Source organism: Streptomyces sp. NPDC051987 (assembly GCF_040680735.1).
Taxonomy (GTDB): domain Bacteria; phylum Actinomycetota; class Actinomycetes; order Streptomycetales; family Streptomycetaceae; genus Streptomyces.
On record NZ_JBFAXI010000029.1, the window covers coordinates 16,224 to 33,975 of the forward strand.

The following is a 17,752-nucleotide window of genomic DNA, read 5'->3' on the forward strand; positions in this document are numbered from 1 at the left end:
GAACCCTCCAGACAGTTGGTTAATTGTGTCCGCCCGTCCATCGGTTGGCGGGGTCGGAAAGCAATTCGGTGTTACCAGCCGACGGTATCAGGACGCTGGTGTTCCTCTGCGGGTGGCGAAGGCGCGTGAGACGGGGCGGCGCGTGTCCTTCCGGCCATCACTCTTTCGAGGCTTCGGCCAAGACGATTCGAAGCTCGTCGGTTTCACGATGTTGTGGAGGATCGCACGCTATCGGACGTGTCGTTCCTGCCCGCTGGTCGCTCTGCGGTATCCCTCCTTGTCCTCGCGGTGACCGCTGCCATCCATCTCATTGTCCGCACCGAACCTGCTGATCGTCGCAGTAGCAGCGCTCGACTTCGGCGAGGTGGGCGCGCTGCTCCAGTCCGTGATCGGTCCTGTCGCCGAGGAGTCCGTCGTCGGTTTCGATGGCTGGTATGCACCGCCGCGGACCGTTGTCGCCATCCGAGGGCGCCGAGGGCTGTCCTACATCGCGACTCCATCGTGCGGCGAGGGAACCGAGTCGGCTCTGCATGTGTCCAGCCGTGCTCTTCCGGCCAGTTTCCTCGGTTGCTTCCTGTCAGCGATTCACGGCTTGAGCTTCCTGAACCTTGACGTCCTGATCGTTGCCGAAGGTCCCATCGGGCAGGTCGCCGTCTGTACCTCCAGTTCCCGTCCAGGTGATCTCCCAGGTGACCGTGGCCCGCAGGTTGTACGTCCCGCCACCGGACGAGCGCAGGTACTTGATGCCGCAGGGTGGCGTCTCCGTGGCTTTCCCTTTTGCGTACGGTTCTCCGATCGAATCATCGGCGTTGATCGCGCACTCTCCGGAAGCGGGATAGGTCTCGGCGTCGGCGGTTCCCGGCTGGAGCCTCAGCGATACAGGCTTGGCTACGGTCGTGGCCTGGATGTTCAGGCCTGGCGCGGTGATGGATGCGGTGACGGAGACGGGTTTGAAATCACCCTTGTCCAGCCACGCCCAGGTGGGGAGGTTGACCTTGGTCGCGCCGCTCGGGGCAAGCGTCACCTCGGTGCCTGGAACCTTGATCTGTTCATAGGCGAGTCCCGCCAGGATCTCCGGCGATATTGCGTTCTTGACCTTCGGGGTATCGCCGTTCTGCACCCAAAAAGGCAGAGTCGAGTTACACGCCGTCCGATCGAGGAGGGGCGCGTTCGGATTCTCGACCGCTCCCCACCACATGCCGTCATCCTGCTTGTCGAGATTGTAGTTCTTGTACTCGCCGTCCTTGTACTTCTCTCGAAACTCGGCCGTGGCGTTCTTCGCGTAGTTGGGCTGACTGGGATCGGTTGTGACGTTCTTGTACTCGGACTCTGTTTCCTTGGCGAACTGCTTGGCTGTCCACCTCGGCGCGAGCCAGCAGGCTGGAGGCTTCCACGAGGTGTCCGCGGGCGACACGTGCCCCACGGACGAGCCGGAGCCGTTCTTTGAGGTGTCGTAGGAGACCGCCGCGTAGAGCGTGCCGTCCTTGAGGCCGTTGTCCTTCTTGGTATTGGTCGTGCCCTTGTCGATGGGGCCGCCGGCGAAGGCGCTGTGAGCCGGGGCGAGAAGCAGGGCGGCAGTCAAACCGGCGACGCTGATCGTGTGACGCTTCAGGCCTTGCACTGCGTGGCCTCCGTCTGCACCTCGATGTCCGCTGCGGTCCACAGGCCTTGGGCTTCCTGAGACGCCGTCATGACGATCTCGAAGTAGTAGTAGTCCTTGTCGCTGGGACTGGTCTTGAGGATCTTTCTCGACTTGACTTCCTTGCCGTAGAACTTCGAGTCGTCATCACAGAAGGAGACGGAAGCTCGCTTGCCGTCCGCAGCCAGCTCAACCTTGCCCTGCGAGTAGCGCTGGATCCCGGTGACCGTCCAGCCGCCGTCGATGTACTGCTTGATCTGCTTCTTCGCGTAGGACTGAGCGGTACCACCGGCCGTGGAGTAGAACTTGTATGCAGCATCCTCCGCGTCCTGCCGAACAATGCCGTAGTTGATGGCCCGGACGAAGTTCTCCGCGTCTCCGAGAGCCGCGGACTCCTTCGCGTCGGACGGCTTGGTGATGTCGAAGGCCATCTTGAAGTCCGGAGGGAACGTCATGGTCGGACGGTCGATGTCCGCCGTGGTGTTCGATGCGCTCGGGGAAGGTGCCTTGGTGGCGCTGGTGTCGGCCCCCGCGATCTTGTCGTTGTCCTTGGAGCTGTTGTTCCCGCCGCCGCATGCTGTCAGTAGCAGGGTCGCGGTCGCGGCCAGCGCGGTGGCAATGGGCAATGTGCGGCGCTTCACTGTGGACTCCCCGTGAGAATGAAGTTCGTCAAGTAAGCAGACGCTATCGGCGGGGTTCACGGTTTCGCCAGAGCGAACATCCTTGCAAATATGGCCGAATGGGGCATATTTCGTTCTGATGGCATGGGATGCGTCTCGATTGTGCTCGAACGGGTGACGGCCCCGGTCGCCTTGAGGTCGCGTCCGGGGTTGCCGGGATGCTCGACTCCAACTCGTGATTGAGCTACTGGTCGCGGCTCGCGCGGGCATGGTCCGACCCGCTGTCGTTTCTGGCGTCGAGTGTGGGGGTCTCGGCGAGCCGTAGGCCGCGTGACTCTGCCACTCGCAGGGCGTTGTTCAGGGACTCCGCAAGTCGGATTCCGGCGTAACGCACCTCGGTATACGGCGATGCGGGGTCGGCCAGCACCTTGCGCGCGCAGGTGAGGACGTCCATGCCCGCTGCGAGCTGTGCGGCCTCGATGTTGTCGGCCAAGTGGGAGAGGTGGCCGCCCTCGGCGTCAGGTACGAGGTAGCACGGCTTGCCGTCGGGGGACGGCCAGGGCAGGAGGCGGATGGGAGTTGTCGACTTCGGCTGCGTCATGCGGCTGCTCCCTCCGTGCCGATCAGGTGCTGGTCGAGGCCGATTCGGGAGTCGGTGGCGAGCGCGAAGGAGGGGCGGCGTCGTGCGTGCTGGGTGCCTTTCTGTTCCAGTGTCGTGAGATAGGGGCGGGCGAGGGCGGAGGCCGCTCCGTCGAGTGGAAGGTCGAGGCCGTAGGGGGAACGGTGGGCGGGGAGCCCGGCGGGCTCCGGACGGGGAGCGGTGGGTGTGGGGGAGGTGGAGTGTGGGGCCGGGCAGCGCCGGTGCTGTCCTGCGCCGAAGCCGAGCAGCAGGCTCAACCGGTCGAGGATCCGGCGGATAGAGTCGTACATGTCGACGCTCCTCTAGAACGTTGGCCGTACCCCTCGGGCCGTTCCAGCGGTCGCGGGGGTTTTTGCTGCTCCACCGTAGGCTCGCATGTATGTACCTGTCTATAGCTATGCATTTAGAGGGGTTGCTATGCGTCTAGCTCTGCCCCTACATACAGTCTGGGCGTGTTCGAATTTGACCCCACCCGGCCCAAGTGGCAGCAGATCGCGGAAGTCGTTCGAGCGAGGATCGCCGGCGGCGAGTACCCCGTGCGCGGACTCATCTCGGAAGTGAAGCTGGAGCAGGAGTTCGGGGTGTCTCGTGTGACCGTGCGCAAAGCCACCGCGGCCCTGCGGGAAGAGGGCCTCATCACCACGACGCCGGGCATGGGGTCATTCGTCGCGGAACGCTGACGGCGGTTGGCGGCTCTGCGGTGCAGTGAAGCCGCTGGGCAGAGTCTCCGAACGTGGATCAATGCGTCGTGATGGGTAATCGGCGCAACTCGGGACAGCCCTAGCCTCTAGGAGCGGGACCGGCTCAGCCTTGGCGCTTTGGGCCTCCTTTTGCGGTCCGTTGGTTGTAGCCCCCAAATCCCTCGACACACAGTGACCTCGGCCCCCTGCGTCTCGCGGGGTGGCCGGGTAGGCAGGTGTTCACGGGGGTAATGGTGGCGGATCACGTCAGTGTGTCCACGGGTGAGTTGCGGGAGATCAGCAGGTCTGTCGCGAAGTTGAAGTCCAACTTTGAACATGCGAAGGATCTCGTCGACTCGTACGGGTCCGAGATCGGGTCCGGCGAGGTGGCGGACGCCCTCGGTGACTTCGCGGACGACTGGAAGAAGAAGCGCAAAGAGCTCTGCGACGGGCTGGAGTTCCTCGGGAAGACCGCGGGTGAGGCGGCGAAGGCCTACGACGGGGTCGATCAGCATCTCGCCGACGCGCTGGTCAAGGCTCAGCCGGGGGACAAGTGAGCGATCACGACTTCTCCGGCGTCGACTGGCAGACGGCCCGGTACGACGACAAGGAGTTCACGCCAGGAGACCCGTACGAGGCGGCCCGGCTCGGGAAGCGGATCTCCGACACCGCCAAGCTGATCGAGGAGCAGGCCGGGAAGCTGAACAACCTCGTCGACGGGAACGGGTGGGACTCGGACGCCGGGAAGGCGTTCACCGCGAAGACCGGCGACACCGTCAAGCTGCTGAAACAGTCGCATCAGCGGTATGCGGCGGCGGGGGCGGCGCTCGGGTCCTCCGTGCCGTACGAGCCCATCGCCGACAGCGTGCGGGAGAACTGGGCCACCGCGCTCAATCACGCCCAGAATCGCGTGCGTTCCGCGCTGAAGAAGGCCGCGGCCGCCGATGCCGACAGCAGTCACTACCAGAAGCAGATCGATCAGCATCCGTCCCCTGACGACAACCATCCGGACAAGCAGAAGCTCAAGCGGCAGAAGGAGGCCTCGGACGGGGAGCTCGACGCCGCGAAGCGGGAGCTCCGGGCCGCGCTCGAGTACCGGGACACGCAGGCCGAGTATGCCGCCAAGGCGATACGGGACGCCATCGACCACGACGGGCTGAAGGATCCCAAGCACCACTGGTGGGACAACTGGAAGGACTGGGTCGCCGAGGTGGGGCATTGGGCGGGGGCGATCGCCGGCGTGCTCTGCGTCCTGGCGCTCGTGCTCGGAGCTATCCCCGTCCTCGGCGAGATCATCGTGGCGCTGGCACTGGTGGCTTCTGTGGTCGCCCTCGTCTGCGACATGGTCTCCGCCTTGGACGGCAAGGGCACCTGGCTGGACGTCGCCATCGACGTCGTCGGTGTGCTGTCCTTCGGCGCCGGGCGAATCCTGGGCACGGCCGCGAAGGAGGCGGCCACCGCCGCGCGAGGGTCGGCCGCTTTGAAACAGTTCCTCGCCCTGCGGGAGCTGGGCGTGGACGCGAAGGTGGCAAGCGAGAGTGCGGAGGCGCTCACGGGGGTCAAGGCGGGCAAGATCAGTGAGGCCCTGGCGAAGGGGCCGAACAGCGTCCTGCCGACGATGCGGTCGATCGTCAAGGATTCCCTCGACTTCAAGTCGTACTACAACGACATACGTGAGGCCATCACGAAGACGGCCCCGGACGACGGAGTCCTCGTCAAGGGCAAACTGCCCAAGCTGATCGGTCTCTCGGACGCCGGGTTCAGGACCGTGGCCTATTCGCGGGCCGCTCTCTACCAGGCGAGCCAGATCCTGCCGACAGCCGCGGGCGTCATGAACGTGGCCCCCATGCACTCCTGGGAACCGACCTCGCTGGAGCCCAACGCCTTCGACGGCCTGAAGCACACCAACGGCTGGGGCGCGAACGGAATCCCCTTCTACAACGGGCATCTGAAGGTCTCCGGAGGCTGAGAAACCCGACGAGACCCGACCATCGCGAGGCCCATGAGGGCAAGGGGAGCAGAGAAGAAGTGGCACGGGAAGACGGTCGGACCGTCGACGAGTTGTTCGCCGGACTTTCGCCGGCCAAGCAGCGAACGTTCGAGGAAGTCGGGCTGGGGCTGCCGGAGTTGCGGCGGATTGCCGAAGAGGACGGTCATACGCGGCGTGTGCGGCGCATCCTGGACATCGATGGAGGAAAGCCAGAGGACACGACCAGCGTATGGGCCTGGGTCCGACTGCCGCTGATCGCCCTCGTGGGTGTCGTTAGCTGTCTGGCGTCCACGTATCTGATCGACAGGTACGCGTTGTTGGTCGGCCTGGCCTGGGGCATGGCCGTGATCTGGGTGGCGGTCAAAGCCCCGCTGTGGCGCGGTGGCCCCGTTGTGCGGGTGTTGGCCGTGGCCGCCTATGTAGTGCTGGTCTGGCTGGGGTCCCAGCAGGCCGACAAGTGGTATCTCCAGGTGCGCGGGCAGGAGACCACGGTCACGTATGCCAAGGCCGTCGATCGCGGGTCACACGGTGTGACCACCCTGTACTGCCGTGTCAAGCTCCCTGACGGATCGATCCGACAGGTGTTCAGGAACGACAAGTGGTGCACGGACGAGACCATGGTCGGGACGAGGACACAGGCGGTGATCGATCCGGCAGGCCACTACCGGCCTTTCCTGGGACGTAAGTCGGACCTTGATGACGGCGTCATCGACTATCTCTGCCTGGGCGCCGCCGTCGTTCTCCTCCTCACACCGATGGCTGCCGCCGCCCTGAGTCCCGCGAGCAGGAGGCCTCGCAACCGGGGTGGCCGTCCGAGCGAGGCCGGCGTATGACCGGCGGCATCGAAGCCCGCGCCGCCGCCAGTGCCTCCGCCCCACCTCCCTCCGACTATCGTCTCGCCGTCCCCGAAGGCTGGGAGCGGATCGTGCTGGACAGCCCGGAGCGCTGGACCCACCGCATCGACAAGCTGGTCAAGCGGGGGTTGCGGCGGACGCAGGCCACCCCGCAGCTGGAGGCCGCGCTGGCGGAGCGGATGCGGGCGCAGGCCGAGGCCGCGCGGGCCAACGGCGGCGTGGAGATGTACGTCGTCAACCAGGTCCTCGGCCAGGTCCCCGTCTCCGCCGGACTGGTCGTGACGGTGCTGCGGCCGTCGCCCGGTACTGAACCCGGCGACCTCGGCGACATCGCCCGCTCCCTCGCCCTCCGCGCCGACACTAAGGACGCCGGCATCGATGACGTCACCCTCGTCGACCTCCCCGCAGGCCCTGCCGTACGCCACCGCTACCTCCGTCGACCCGCCGCCGACGACCCGGACGGGAACAAGCTCGCCGTCGCCCACCTGGACGTCTACCTCGCCGTCCCGCAGAGCGGCCAGCGACTGCTGCTCTCCTTCTCGACCCCGACGGCACCCCCGCTGGAGCCGCTGGTTGAGGCCCTGGTCACACTGTTCGACTCCGTCGCCCGCACCCTGCAATGGATGGCCTGATGCCCGAGTTCGCCGCTGCCACCGTTCGTCTGCGGACGCCGGAGGACGCCGTCGCGCTGCCCGTGCGGTCGTCCGTGGATCTGCGCGCGTGGGCTGCGGAGACGGCCCGGGGGCTCGTCGGCCGGGACGGCGACGAGCCGAAGCTGCTCGACGCCCTCGCCGCCGAACTCCGCGAGGCCGCCGCCGACTCCCGCGAGCGGGGTCCGATCACGGCGCTGTCGTACGTTCCCGAGCCGCGTCTCGGGGAGCTCGCCCGGATCGAGTTGTCCGCGCTGGTCGCCGACGACACGCACCCGGAGCTGACCGTCGACCTTCTCCGTGACTACCTCGCCGCCCCCACCGCCGACTCCTACCGGCCGCCCGAGGCCGAGCTGTGTACCCTGCCCGCCGGGCCCGCGGTGCGGGTAAGGCATGCGTATGTCCGGGACGTCGGCCGGGACGGGCTGGGGACGGTGCTGGAGACGTGCGCGTACGGCATAAGGGCCGACGAGGCGTGGGGGCTGGTCCTGCTGACGTCCTGGCAGGCGCTGGCCCACACGGACACCCTGTGCGAGCTGACCGACGAACTGGCCCGGACGGTCCGGGTCACGGCGTAGCCGAACGGCTCAGGCAGCCGTCAGGCGGCTGACGAGGGACTCGCCCTCCAGGGACGTCAGGCGGCACCAGGAGTCGTCCGTGAAGGTGATTCTGAAGTCCCGGCCGCCGACGCTGAACGGCCGTCGTTCGACGGTGGCGACCGTGCTCAGGTCCGTCTCCCAGAGGACTTCCTCCCAGGGGTCCCGGGGGTCCTGGAGCCCGCCGAGGACCAGCAGGCGGCGGTCGGTCAGGACGAGGTGGGTGACGTCGGTGTCGGGGCGACGGGCCGGGTCGAGTTCCCAGGGGAGGGTACGGGCGATCGTGCCGGGGGCGGCCCACAGCACCGGGAAGTCCGTCTCCTCGTTCTCCGGGTCCTCGCTCCTGCCCAGCGAGTCGGAGCCGCCGGGGCCGCTGCCGGAGGGCACGTTGCCCCCGGAGACCGCGGCCAGGGCGAGCACGCCGAGGAGGAACGCGACGGCCAGCACGGCCCGCACGACGGGGCCGGTCCGCGACCTGAGCCGGTAGGCCGGGCCCGTCGGCCAGTCCGGCAACTCGGCCTGTATGTCGCGCCGTTCGGTGTCGCGGAACCAGCGCCGGCCCCGGACCCGGTCTGCTGCGCCGGTCGCGAAGGACACCGGCGCGCGCGCCACGAGCTTCTCGCCCTCCGGGGGTTGCCAGGAGTGGCGCTGCGGCACGGTCACGGTCGGTCCTCCTCAGGGTGGTGCGCGGCGGCGGAACCCGTCGTCCGGCCGGGTGATCCGTGATCCTAGTCAGGCCGCCGTCGGAAACCGGCCGCCGGCGTGAGCACTTCGTGCAGGCCTGATGGGCGCACGGTGACGGTGCCGGGTGCGGACGGGTTGCGAGCGGGGGACGGGGGATTCACCGGCGCACACCCCCGCGTCCCTTGATGTGTCCAGAGTCTCAACCGCCCTACAGGTCAACGCCGTTGCAGATCGCAACGACGATTTCGGTGAGGTCAAGGAGTCCGGACGTGCCTTGAGGGGCTTATGTGCGGCTGATACGGTGCGATCGCTTGACACTCACCCCGCGGCCGAGTATTTGGCCGAGTCGGGGTTGATTGGTGTCGAGTGTCCGCTTTCGCGGTACCGGCCGGTGCGGCGACAGGCGTTGACAGGTTTTCAGGTTCTCGACAGAGACTGTCTTGGCTGTAACGGGGAGCGGTTGCGTGAAGATCCAAGAGCGTACGGGGGCGGGCGCCGGTCGTTCCGCGGGTCCGGCTCAGCCCTCGGTCGGTGACCGGCTTCCCACCGCCCCCCGCGAGCGCAAGCCCGCGCTCGCCGCGCTCGCCGTGCTGCTGATCCTGCTCGGTGCGCTGGGCGCGACGACGCTCGTGCTGCAGGCCGGCAAGCGGATCGAGGTCATAAAGATCACGAAGGACGTGCCGGCCGGCACGTCCGTGACCGACAGCGACGTGACCTCCGTCCTGGTCGCCGACGACCCCGGCATCCACTACGTCAGGTGGTCCCAGCTGGAGAGCCTGAAGAAGCTGAAGGCCAACAGCACCATCCCGGCCGGTGCCGTCGCCGTCGGCGAGATGTTCGGCAGCGGCAGCAGGCTTCCCGCCGGCAAGTCCACCGTCGGCCTCGCCCTCAAGGAGGGCCAGTACCCGAGCGGTATCGAGAACGGCGACACCGTCGCCGCCTACCGCGTCAGCAGCTCCTCGTCCTCCGGCGGCTCCTCCTCCGGCAGTTCGTCCTCCTCCGGCGGCGACTCGCTCATCACGGGCAACGCCAAGGTCAGCGCCGTACCGGAGGACAAGGGCAGCTCGGAGCTGGTCAGCAGCACCAACTACGCCATCACGCTCACCGTCGACAGCGACAAGGCCGCCGAGCTGGCCGAGGCCGCGTCCAACGGCGAGGTCGCCCTCGTTCTCGTACCCGGCAACGGCAACTAGAAGGCGGCACCCACCCCATGGCGCTCATCGCAATCGCCGCCGACAAGGGTTCCCCCGGCGTCACCACCGCGGCCGTCGCGCTGGCCGCGGTCTGGCCGCGCCGGGTCCTGCTCGCCGAGGCCGACCCGGCCGGCGGGGACCTCGTCTACCGCAGCGCCGCCGCGCACGGCGGACCGCTCAACCCCAACACCGGCATGCTGTCCATCGCAGCCACCGCGCGGCGCGGCCTCGTACCGGACCAACTCTGGGACCACGTGCAGCCGTTGAGCGGCGGCCTTGAGGTGCTCGTCGGGCTCGGGATAGCCGAGCACGCCGCCGGGCTGGCCGGGCTGTGGCCCACCCTCGGGCACGCCTTCGCCGCCCTCGCCGACTCCCCGAACGCCCCGGCCGACGTCATCGCCGACTGCGGACGGATCAGCGGTGACACTCCGGCCGTGGAGATGTTCCCGCACGCCGCCCTGGTGCTGCTCGTCTCGCGGACCGAGCCCGAGGCGCTCGCCCGGGTCCGGGACCGGGCCGCCGCCCTCGCGCAGCGGCTGCACGGCGGTCCGCGCGGTGCCGGCGCCCTCGCCACCCCGCTGATCGGCGTCGTCCTGGTCGCCGACCCGGCCGGCGCCGGCAAGCTGGTCAACCAGGTCAACGACATGCTCGTGCACGCCCAGACCGGCGCCCGCGTGGTCGGCACCATCGCCGACGACCCGGCCGGCGCCGACCAGCTGGCCGGCCGCAGGCGGGGGCGTCTCGACAAGTCCCTGCTCATCCGCTCCGCCCGCAAGGTCACCGCCGACCTCCACCAGCAGTACGGCGCCGCCTGGACCGTACCGGCGTCCGTACCGCCGCAGGCGCCCCACGCGGGGGCCGGCCGATGACCGCTGTCGACCACCAGTTGGTCAAGCGGTTCCGGCAGGACGCCGGCGACCGCATCGCCGAGCAGCGCCGCCAGGACCAGGCGTCCGGCGTGACGCCGATGTCCACCGAGGACGAACGCCAGTACGCCCGCGCCGTCATAGCCCAGATCCTGGAGGAGTACGCCCGCGCGGAGATCAACGCCGGACGCACCCCGCTGGACGCGGAGACCGAGGAGCAGTACGCGGCCGCCGTGCACGCGGCGCTGTTCGGCGTGGGGCGGCTGCAGCCGCTGCTCGACGACCCGGACGTCGAGAACATCGACATCAACGGCTGCGACCAGGTCTTCGTCGGCTACAGCGACGGCCGTGAGGTGGTCGGGGAGCCCGTCGCGGAGACGGACGAGGAACTCGTCGAGCTGATCCAGGTGCTCGGTGCCTACTCCGGACTCTCTTCCCGGCCCTTCGACTCCGCCAACCCGCAGCTCGACCTGCGGCTGCCCGACGGCTCCCGGCTCTCCGCGGTCATGGACGTCACCCGGCGGCCCGCGCTGTCCATCCGGCGCGCCCGCATGGGCAAGGTCTTCATCTCCGACCTGGTCGGCAACGGCACGCTGACCCCCGAGGTCGCGCACTTCATGGCCTGCGCGGTCCGCGCCCGCAAGAACATCATGATCGCGGGGGCCACGAACGCCGGGAAGACCACCCTGCTGCGCGCCCTGGCCAACGAGATCCCGCCGCACGAGCGGCTCATCACCGTCGAACGCGCCCTGGAACTGGGGCTGGACACCTTCCACGACCTGCATCCGAACGTCGTGGCCTTCGAGGAGCGGCTGCCCAACTCCGAGGGACAGGGCGCCATCAGCATGGCGGAACTGGTCCGCCGCTCCCTGCGCATGAACCCCTCCCGGGTCATCGTCGGCGAGGTCCTCGGCGACGAGATCGTCACCATGCTCAACGCGATGTCGCAGGGCAACGACGGATCGCTCTCCACGATCCACGCCAACAGCTCCAGCGAGGTCTTCAACCGCATCTCGACCTACGCGCTCCAGGCCTCCGAGCGGCTGCCCATCGAGGCCAGCCAGATGCTGATCGCGGGCGCGGTGAACTTCGTCGTCTTCATCCAGCGGCGCAACAACTACCAGACCGGCGGCCGCCTCCAGCGCATGGTCACCTCGGTCCGTGAGGTCAACGGCGTGGACGGCCGGGTGCTGTCCAGCGAGGTGTTCGCGGAGACCCCCGACGGCCGGGTCGTCCCGCACGCGCCCATAGCCTGCCTGGAGGACCTGATGGCCTACGGCTACCAGCCGCACGGGGCGTGGGGGTGACGTGACGTGAACCTCGATTCCCTGGGCTCCCTGGGCGGGCTCTTCTCCGCCTCGGTCCTCTACGCCCTCGGCTGCGGAGTCGCCGTCGGTGGCGGCCTCGCGCTGCTGGTCCTGGCGGTCCGCGGGCTGCCCGTCAAGCCCGACCACGAGAAGCAGAAGGCCAACGAACGGGCCGCCGAACTCCTCCGGTTCGCCGGGCAGCGCGGCTCCCTCGCCGCCATCATCGGCCTCGCCGTCCTGCTGCTGACCCGCTGGGCGGTGGCCGGCATCGCCGCCGGCGTCCTGGTCTTCTTCTGGGACAAGCTGTTCGGCGGCGCCGCCGAGGAACGGGCCGCGATGAAGCGTGTGGAGGCGCTCGCCTCCTGGACCGAGTCGCTGCGCGACACCATCGCCGGCGCGGTCGGCCTGGAGCAGGCCATCCCGGCCTCGGCCCGCGCCGCCGCGCCGATCCTGCGGCCGCACCTGGACGCCCTCGTCGACCGGCTGCGCGCCCGCACCCCGCTGCCGGAAGCGCTCCAGCACCTCGCCGACGAGATCGACGACGCGTCCGCCGACATCATCGTGGCCGCGCTCATCCTCAACGCGCGCCTGCGCGGACCCGGTCTGCGCCAGGTGCTGGGCGCGCTCGCCAAGTCGGCGCGCGAGGAGGTCGACATGCGCCAGCGCGTGATGGCCCAACGGGCGTCCACCCGACGCTCGGTGCAGATCGTCGTCGCCGTGTCGGTCGCGTTCGTGCTCGGCCTCGCCGTCTTCAACCGCGACTTCGTGGCGCCGTACGGCACCGCGGTCGGCCAGCTCGTCCTCGCCCTGGTCTGCGGGCTGTTCGCGCTCGGCTTCTGGTGGCTGCGCAAGCTGTCCACCATCGAGACCCCGGAACGGTTCCTGGTCCGCGACCAGTCCTCCGTGCAGTTCGTACGACCGCCCCGCACCGCGCCCGGCCAGCCGGGCCAGCCCGGTCCGCCTGGTCAGCCCGGTCCGCCTGGTCAGCCGGGGCAGCCGGGTAGGCAACAGCTCCCCACCGACGAAGGGATCCGCCGGTGAACCTCACGATGCCGATCGTCGTCGGCGTGGTCCTGGGGCTCGGCGTCTACGCCCTGATCCGCGCCCTGATGCCGTCCCGGCGCAGCGCGGTCGCGCAGGTCGCCCGGATCGACGCGATGCGGGCGCGCGGCGCGGCCTACGAGGCGGCCCGGCCGGCCCAGGACACCGGCCGCTTCGGCTCGCTGCGCGCCGAAGTCGGCGAGCGCGTCGCCGAGTTCTACCGGCAGCAGGGCTGGGAGCAGCGCTCGCTCCGCGCCGACCTCGCCGTCCTCGACCGCAGCTGGGAGAGGTTCCTGGCGACCAAGGTGCTGCTCGCGGCGGCCGGGCTGCTGTTCGGCCCCTTCCTCTTCGCCGTCGTCTACACCATGGGCTTCGGGCGCAGCCCGGTCGTCCCGGTCTGGCTGGCCCTGGCCTGCGCCGCCCTGTTCTTCTTCCTGCCCGATCTGGAGGTACGACGGGACGCGGCCGAGAAGCGCCGGGACCTCAGGCGGGTCATCGGGGCCTACCTCGACCTCGTGTCGATGAGCCTCGCGGGCGGCCGCGGCCTGCCCGAGGCGCTGATGGCGGCCGCCGAGGTCTCCGACGGCTGGGCCAACCAGCGCATCCGCAACGCCCTCTCCGACGCCCGGATCACCGGCGTCAGCCAGTGGCAGGCGCTGGGCGCGCTCGGTGAGGAGCTGGGCGTGGAGGAGCTCAAGGACCTCTCCGCCTCCCTCGCCCTGGTCGCGGACGACGGCGCCAAGGTCCGTGAGTCCCTCGCCTCCCGCGCCGAGACCATGCGCCACCGCGAGCTCGCCGAGATCGAGGGCAGCGCGGGCGAGAAGTCCCAGTCGATGCTCGTCGCCCAGCTGCTGCTGTGCGCAGGCTTCCTGGTTTTCCTGATCTTCCCGGCGGCGATGCGGGTGTTCCAGGTGTGAACGCGAGCGTGAACCTTCGCCAACTGCTGTTTCGAGAGGACAAGTCATCATGAACGCACGGAACGTCAGCACCGGGATCCCGGCGGTGGACTTCCTGGTCACCTTCCTCCAGGGCCGGGTGCAGCGCGCCCGCTCCGGCGAACTCGACCGCGGCGCCTCCGCCGTCGAGTGGGTCATCATCTCGGCGGTCGTCGTGGCGATCGTCGGGGTGGTCGCCGCCATCATCAACGCCGCGCTGAGCGACGGCGCCAACAAGGTCGGCAACTGCATCAAGGGTGCCAACGCGAGCGGGACCTGCTGAGCGGGCGCACGGGGACGGCTACGGGGCGACGGGGGTGACGGGGTGACGGGGATGTCCACGGGCGAGGGCAGCGGCCTGCGCGGCTGGGTGCGCCGCCGGGCGGCCGCCGCGCGCGGCGACTCGGCCGACTCGGGCATGACGGCCATCGAGTTCGTGTTCCTCACCCCCGTCCTCTTCTTCATGATCTTCGCGACGGTCCAGTTCGCGCTGTACTTCTTCGCCGACCACGTGGCCCAGGCGGCCGCCCAGGCCGGCGCCCGCAAGGCCCGCGCCACCGCCGACGCGGAACCCGCCGCCTGGCGCGGCGAGGCCCAGGACGTGGTCGCCTCCTACATCAGCCAACTCGGCCCGCAGCTGGTCCTGTCGCCCGACGTGCGGACGGTCCAGCCGGAACAGCACACGGTCGGCGTCGAGATCACGGCGCGTATCCCGACGGTGTTCCCGGGCCTGGACCTGACGGTGCACGCACGGTCCGCGGGGCCGGTGGAGCGTTTCGTGGAGGACGAGAACTAGATGTCCTCCTCCGCCGCTCAGCGAGTCCGGCACGACGACCGGGGGCTGTCGACCGTCGAGGTCGTCATCCTCGCCCCGGTCATGATCCTGTTCATCCTCGTCCTGGTCGCCTTCGGTCAACTCGTCGACGGGCGGGGGGCGGTGGACGGCGCCGCGCGGGACGCGGCCCGCGCCGGGTCCATCCAGAAGGACCACGCCACGGCCATGGCGGAGGCGCGAAAGGCCGCCGAGGCGGACCTGTCGGACGTCTGCTCCGGGCCGGTCTCCGTCGTCCAGACCAGTGCGGGCTTCGAGCCCGACTCCATCTTCACGGTCGAGGTGAGCTGCCAGGTGCGCGGCCTGGCCATGCTCGGCCTGGACATCCCGACGAGGCTCAGCGCGAGCTTCTCGTCACCGCTGGACCCGTTCCGGAGGGCAGCATGAGCCTTGCGGTGCTGCGCAGTTGGTGGACCGCGCGCCGGCTCCGTCTCGACGACCGGGGCTCGGGCGCGGGGGCGGTCATCATCTTCGCCCTGGTCTTCCTGACCCTGTCCGCGTTCGTCATCGACGGCGGCCTGTCCATCTCCAAGCGTGAACGGGCCGCCGACATCGCGGAGCAGGCGGCCCGTTACGCGGCCCAGGACATCGACCTGGACAAGCTGTACGAGAACCAGGGCGGCGCTCCCATCAACTTCCAGGACTGCGACGCCCGGGTGAAGACCTTCGCCCGCGAGATGGACATGTCCGCCGCCGACGTCGCCGGCACCCACTGCGTCTCGGCGAACGAACAACAGGTGCGGGTCGAGGTCCAGTTGACGTACGACCCCGTCTTCACCGGCATGTTCTACGGCGGCGCGATCGTGGTCCACGGCGAGGCGACGGCGGAGAACGAGGTCGGTTAGGACCCGGCGGGGGCGGTGTGGCGGTGGTGGCCCTTGCCGTCGGAGCCGTCGCTCCCGTGGCCGTCGCTCCCGTGGCCGTCGCTTCCGTGGCCGCCCCTTCCATGGTCGCCTCGGCCGTGATCGCCGCGGCCGTGGTCGCCGTCGCCGCCGTGCGAACGTCCGTTGCCGTTGCCGTCGTCGCCCTGGCCGGGGCGGGGCGGGCAGCCGTCGTCGGGGGGAGTGACCGGGGCGGGGTCGGCCGGTGTCGGGGCGGGGTCCGTGGCGGGCGGGGTGTCCACGGGGGCCGGGTCCGTCGGGGTGTCCGTCGGGGGAGCGGGGGTGGGGTCCGTGGGACCGGCGGGCGGTGTCGGGTCCGTCGTCGCCGGCGGGGTGCCGTCCCCGTCACCGGTGCCGGTCCCCGCGCCGTTCCTGTCGCCCCCCGAGGTCGTCCCGCCGGGATCCGGCGTCGTCCCGTCGCCGCTGTCCGACGGCGGCCGGGGCGTGGACGCGGGCCGGGAGGCGGCCGCCGGGGTACCGCCGTCGCTCACCTCCGGCTGCCGTACCGGCTCCCCGCCCGGCTGCCCGGGGGCCACCGCGGGCCGCGCGGCGGGGGTGTCCGCCGGAGCGGTCGGCTGCCCGGCCACCGGCGCCTGCGACACCCCCGCGTCGGCGACGGGGGTCCGCCGGGCGGGGACCGAGGCGGACTGTCCGGGGCCGATCAGCAGCACCAGCGCCGCCGCCCCGGCCACCATCGCCCCCGCCGCGACCGCCACCGGCGCCTTGGTGCCGCCGACACGGGCCGCCTGCCGTACGCCGTGCCGCAGCCCGCCTCCGCCGCCGCCCGCGTGGCCGCCCGCCGAGCCCCCGGCGGCGGTCAGCGTCAGCAGGCACCTGCCTGCCGTGCCGCCCACCGCGAACACCAGCAGGGCGGGGCCGATCAGGGCGGGGAGCCGGTCGTTGGCGCTCATCAGCGCGGCGAGCCGGGCCCGGCAGTCGTCGCAGCCGTCCACGTGGCCGAGCAGCCGGTCGGACTGACGTTCCGTCGCGGCGCCGCGCACGTACGCGGGCATCCGGCTCCAGTGGACCTGGCAGGCGGGGTCGTCCGGGGCGCCGGTCTGGGTGCGCAGGAAGGCCTGCCGCATCCCCTCCCGGGCCCGGTGCAGGAGTACGGCGGTGGCGCCCTCCTTGGTGCCCAGCTGGGGCCCGATCTGCGCCAGCGGCTGCCCCTCCGCCTCGGCCAGCCAGAGGGCCTTGACCCAGCGTTCGGGCAACTGGGCCAGCACGCGGACGAGAAGGTCGACGGAGGAGACGTGCTCGGCCGGGTCGGCGCCGTGCCGCCCGGACTCGGCCTGCTCGGCGTCGTGCGGGTCGCGAGGTGTCTCGCTGACGGCGCCGTTCGCGGCGTACGCGAGATGCCGGACGGTCGTCGTCAGGTACGCCGACACGTTGTCGATCTCGTGTCCCTCGGCCAGCCGCCGCCAGACCCGGAAGTGCGCCTCGGCGACCAGGTCTTCGGCGACCCAGGCGTTCCGGGTGAGGGAGCGGGCGTACGCGACGAGACGCGGCTGCTGTTCCTCGTAGATCCGGGTATAGGCGGTGGTGCTGATCACTGCAGAGGAACCGTCGGGCATGGCGGAACGCTCCAGTTGCCGGCAGAGAGGCGGGAGAAGGTTTGTCAGAGTAGATGACGAAACTTTCAAGCAAAGTTTCCATCGCAGCGGAAAGTGACCCATGTCACTCACGTCGCTTGTGTTTTCCGCGTAATCAGGCTCGGCGCCAGGCGCTCTCACTTGCATGACGCCCACCACCGCACCCCGGAGAAGACCCGTGCCCATCACGCTCGAACAGCCCACCGGCGCCCGCCTGCTCACCGCCGACGAACAGGAGGTGGCGGTCCCCGCGACCCTCCGCTACACCTCCGCCGACCCGCAGGCGGTGCACTTCGTCTTCCCGCCGTGGATCTCCCTGGACGGCGAGGAGGTCACCTGGACCTTCGCGCGGACCCTTCTGGAGGAGGGCCTGGCGGCCCCCGCCGTGCTCGGCAACGTGCACGTGCGCCCGTACGGCGCCTCCCGCACGGTGGTGGAACTGCGGGCGGAGGAGGGCGTGGCCGCGATCGCCTTCCCCACCTCGGTGCTCACCCGTTTCCTGATGTCCTCGCTGCGGGTGGGCGGTTGACGAGAACCCGCGCGCGTGGCCGCGAGATGTGGGGCGTGTGGAGAGGGTGTGCGCAGGGCGAGCGGCGGTAACTCCGGCCAACGGGACGGAGATTGGCGAAAGCGGAGAATCCGGGCGGTCGTCGGCCGTTCGCCCCCTTCGACGCTGTCGGCGCCAGTCAATAGGATCGGCGGGGGGACCTCGGCAGGCCCGACGCGTTCCCCGGTCCACTCCTTCCACACGA

22 protein-coding genes are annotated in these 17,752 nt (G+C 69.9%); 16 read left to right on the forward strand and 6 right to left on the reverse strand.

Annotated features, from left to right (window positions below):
- Positions 1-577: 577 nt before the first annotated feature.
- The 4 genes from AB0M11_RS17825 to AB0M11_RS17840 all read right to left on the reverse strand — a co-directional run bounded on the left by AB0M11_RS17825 (position 578) and on the right by AB0M11_RS17840 (position 3,189).
- Positions 578-1,621: a hypothetical protein gene (locus AB0M11_RS17825; protein ID WP_365706366.1), complete on the reverse strand. Its 1,044-nt coding sequence runs from the start codon at positions 1,619-1,621 to the stop codon at positions 578-580.
- A complete protein-coding gene (locus AB0M11_RS17830) occupies positions 1,609-2,280 on the reverse strand; it encodes a hypothetical protein (protein ID WP_365706368.1) in 672 nt (223 codons plus the stop codon). The genes AB0M11_RS17825 and AB0M11_RS17830 overlap by 13 nt, the downstream gene beginning before the upstream one ends.
- A gap of 223 nt (positions 2,281-2,503) precedes the next feature.
- The gene (locus AB0M11_RS17835) at positions 2,504-2,860 is read right to left on the reverse strand and encodes a hypothetical protein (RefSeq protein WP_365706370.1); all 357 of its coding nucleotides are present in this window, start codon (positions 2,858-2,860) and stop codon (positions 2,504-2,506) included.
- Positions 2,857-3,189: a hypothetical protein gene (locus tag AB0M11_RS17840; RefSeq protein ID WP_365706372.1), complete on the reverse strand. Its 333-nt coding sequence runs from the start codon at positions 3,187-3,189 to the stop codon at positions 2,857-2,859. The genes AB0M11_RS17835 and AB0M11_RS17840 overlap by 4 nt, the downstream gene beginning before the upstream one ends.
- Before the next feature lie 162 nt (positions 3,190-3,351).
- Here AB0M11_RS17840 and AB0M11_RS17845 point away from each other — a divergent pair, with 162 nt between their 5' ends.
- The 6 genes from AB0M11_RS17845 (at position 3,352) to AB0M11_RS17870 (ending at position 7,651) form a co-directional block, all read left to right on the forward strand.
- Positions 3,352-3,579: a GntR family transcriptional regulator gene (locus tag AB0M11_RS17845; protein WP_365706374.1), complete on the forward strand. Its 228-nt coding sequence runs from the start codon at positions 3,352-3,354 to the stop codon at positions 3,577-3,579.
- Positions 3,580-3,896: 317 nt separating this feature from the next.
- Positions 3,897-4,136, forward strand: a complete 240-nt coding sequence (locus AB0M11_RS17850) for a hypothetical protein (protein ID WP_365706376.1) — start codon at positions 3,897-3,899, stop codon at positions 4,134-4,136.
- Positions 4,133-5,548 carry a hypothetical protein gene (locus AB0M11_RS17855; protein WP_365706378.1) on the forward strand — a complete coding sequence of 472 codons (1,416 nt, stop codon included), beginning with the start codon at positions 4,133-4,135 and terminating at the stop codon, positions 5,546-5,548. Before AB0M11_RS17850 ends, AB0M11_RS17855 begins: the two co-directional genes overlap by 4 nt.
- A 59-nt stretch (positions 5,549-5,607) precedes the next feature.
- On the forward strand, positions 5,608-6,402 hold the full coding sequence (locus tag AB0M11_RS17860) for a hypothetical protein (RefSeq protein WP_365706380.1): 795 nt from the start codon (positions 5,608-5,610) through the stop codon (positions 6,400-6,402).
- Positions 6,399-7,055, forward strand: coding sequence for a hypothetical protein (locus AB0M11_RS17865; RefSeq protein ID WP_365706382.1), 657 nt, complete (start codon positions 6,399-6,401; stop codon positions 7,053-7,055). Before AB0M11_RS17860 ends, AB0M11_RS17865 begins: the two co-directional genes overlap by 4 nt.
- The gene (locus tag AB0M11_RS17870) at positions 7,055-7,651 is read left to right on the forward strand and encodes a hypothetical protein (RefSeq protein WP_365706384.1); all 597 of its coding nucleotides are present in this window, start codon (positions 7,055-7,057) and stop codon (positions 7,649-7,651) included. The genes AB0M11_RS17865 and AB0M11_RS17870 overlap by 1 nt, the downstream gene beginning before the upstream one ends.
- A 9-nt stretch (positions 7,652-7,660) precedes the next feature.
- Here AB0M11_RS17870 and AB0M11_RS17875 read toward each other — a convergent pair whose 3' ends face one another.
- Positions 7,661-8,332, reverse strand: a complete 672-nt coding sequence (locus AB0M11_RS17875; protein ID WP_365706386.1) for a hypothetical protein — start codon at positions 8,330-8,332, stop codon at positions 7,661-7,663.
- Positions 8,333-8,817: 485 nt separating this feature from the next.
- Between AB0M11_RS17875 and AB0M11_RS17880 the strand changes: the two genes are divergently transcribed.
- Genes AB0M11_RS17880 through AB0M11_RS17920 form a run of 9 tightly spaced genes read left to right on the forward strand, consistent with a single transcriptional unit; the run spans position 8,818 to position 15,372 of the window.
- A complete protein-coding gene (locus AB0M11_RS17880) occupies positions 8,818-9,546 on the forward strand; it encodes a hypothetical protein (RefSeq protein WP_365706388.1) in 729 nt (242 codons plus the stop codon).
- Positions 9,547-9,563: 17 nt separating this feature from the next.
- Positions 9,564-10,415 (forward strand): hypothetical protein, encoded by an 852-nt coding sequence (locus tag AB0M11_RS17885; RefSeq protein WP_365706390.1) that lies wholly within the window; start codon positions 9,564-9,566, stop codon positions 10,413-10,415.
- The gene (locus tag AB0M11_RS17890) at positions 10,412-11,719 is read left to right on the forward strand and encodes an ATPase, T2SS/T4P/T4SS family (RefSeq protein WP_365706392.1); all 1,308 of its coding nucleotides are present in this window, start codon (positions 10,412-10,414) and stop codon (positions 11,717-11,719) included. Before AB0M11_RS17885 ends, AB0M11_RS17890 begins: the two co-directional genes overlap by 4 nt.
- A gap of 30 nt (positions 11,720-11,749) precedes the next feature.
- Positions 11,750-12,760: a type II secretion system F family protein gene (locus AB0M11_RS17895; protein ID WP_365706512.1), complete on the forward strand. Its 1,011-nt coding sequence runs from the start codon at positions 11,750-11,752 to the stop codon at positions 12,758-12,760.
- Complete coding sequence (locus tag AB0M11_RS17900; RefSeq protein ID WP_365706394.1) at positions 12,757-13,677, forward strand: type II secretion system F family protein; 921 nt, start codon at positions 12,757-12,759, stop codon at positions 13,675-13,677. The genes AB0M11_RS17895 and AB0M11_RS17900 overlap by 4 nt, the downstream gene beginning before the upstream one ends.
- A 49-nt stretch (positions 13,678-13,726) precedes the next feature.
- A complete protein-coding gene (locus tag AB0M11_RS17905; RefSeq protein ID WP_365706396.1) occupies positions 13,727-13,978 on the forward strand; it encodes a hypothetical protein in 252 nt (83 codons plus the stop codon).
- Between the two features lie 51 nt (positions 13,979-14,029).
- A complete protein-coding gene (locus AB0M11_RS17910; RefSeq protein ID WP_365706398.1) occupies positions 14,030-14,491 on the forward strand; it encodes a TadE family protein in 462 nt (153 codons plus the stop codon).
- Positions 14,492-14,914 carry a TadE/TadG family type IV pilus assembly protein gene (locus AB0M11_RS17915; RefSeq protein ID WP_365706400.1) on the forward strand — a complete coding sequence of 141 codons (423 nt, stop codon included), beginning with the start codon at positions 14,492-14,494 and terminating at the stop codon, positions 14,912-14,914.
- Positions 14,911-15,372 carry a pilus assembly protein TadG-related protein gene (locus AB0M11_RS17920; protein ID WP_365706402.1) on the forward strand — a complete coding sequence of 154 codons (462 nt, stop codon included), beginning with the start codon at positions 14,911-14,913 and terminating at the stop codon, positions 15,370-15,372. Before AB0M11_RS17915 ends, AB0M11_RS17920 begins: the two co-directional genes overlap by 4 nt.
- Here the strand turns inward: AB0M11_RS17920 and AB0M11_RS17925 are convergent.
- Positions 15,369-16,982, reverse strand: a complete 1,614-nt coding sequence (locus AB0M11_RS17925; RefSeq protein ID WP_365706404.1) for a sigma-70 family RNA polymerase sigma factor — start codon at positions 16,980-16,982, stop codon at positions 15,369-15,371. The genes AB0M11_RS17920 and AB0M11_RS17925 overlap by 4 nt on opposite strands.
- A 196-nt stretch (positions 16,983-17,178) precedes the next feature.
- Here AB0M11_RS17925 and AB0M11_RS17930 point away from each other — a divergent pair, with 196 nt between their 5' ends.
- Positions 17,179-17,529, forward strand: a complete 351-nt coding sequence (locus AB0M11_RS17930; RefSeq protein WP_365706406.1) for an SsgA family sporulation/cell division regulator — start codon at positions 17,179-17,181, stop codon at positions 17,527-17,529.
- Positions 17,530-17,752: the final 223 nt, after the last annotated feature.

Bases quoted from the DNA above. Each gene is read 5' to 3' on its own strand.
- AB0M11_RS17870 (WP_365706384.1), top strand. From the start codon at position 7,055: ATGCCCGAGTTCGCCGCTGCCACCGTTCGTCTGCGGACGCCGGAGGAC.
- AB0M11_RS17835 (WP_365706370.1), bottom strand. From the start codon at position 2,860: ATGACGCAGCCGAAGTCGACAACTCCCATCCGCCTCCTGCCCTGGCCG.
- AB0M11_RS17925 (WP_365706404.1), bottom strand. From the start codon at position 16,982: ATGCCCGACGGTTCCTCTGCAGTGATCAGCACCACCGCCTATACCCGG.
- AB0M11_RS17915 (WP_365706400.1), top strand. From the start codon at position 14,492: ATGTCCTCCTCCGCCGCTCAGCGAGTCCGGCACGACGACCGGGGGCTG.
- AB0M11_RS17910 (WP_365706398.1), top strand. From the start codon at position 14,030: ATGTCCACGGGCGAGGGCAGCGGCCTGCGCGGCTGGGTGCGCCGCCGG.
- AB0M11_RS17885 (WP_365706390.1), top strand. From the start codon at position 9,564: ATGGCGCTCATCGCAATCGCCGCCGACAAGGGTTCCCCCGGCGTCACC.
- AB0M11_RS17840 (WP_365706372.1), bottom strand. From the start codon at position 3,189: ATGTACGACTCTATCCGCCGGATCCTCGACCGGTTGAGCCTGCTGCTC.
- AB0M11_RS17920 (WP_365706402.1), top strand. From the start codon at position 14,911: ATGAGCCTTGCGGTGCTGCGCAGTTGGTGGACCGCGCGCCGGCTCCGT.
- AB0M11_RS17865 (WP_365706382.1), top strand. From the start codon at position 6,399: ATGACCGGCGGCATCGAAGCCCGCGCCGCCGCCAGTGCCTCCGCCCCA.
- AB0M11_RS17905 (WP_365706396.1), top strand. From the start codon at position 13,727: ATGAACGCACGGAACGTCAGCACCGGGATCCCGGCGGTGGACTTCCTG.
- AB0M11_RS17890 (WP_365706392.1), top strand. From the start codon at position 10,412: ATGACCGCTGTCGACCACCAGTTGGTCAAGCGGTTCCGGCAGGACGCC.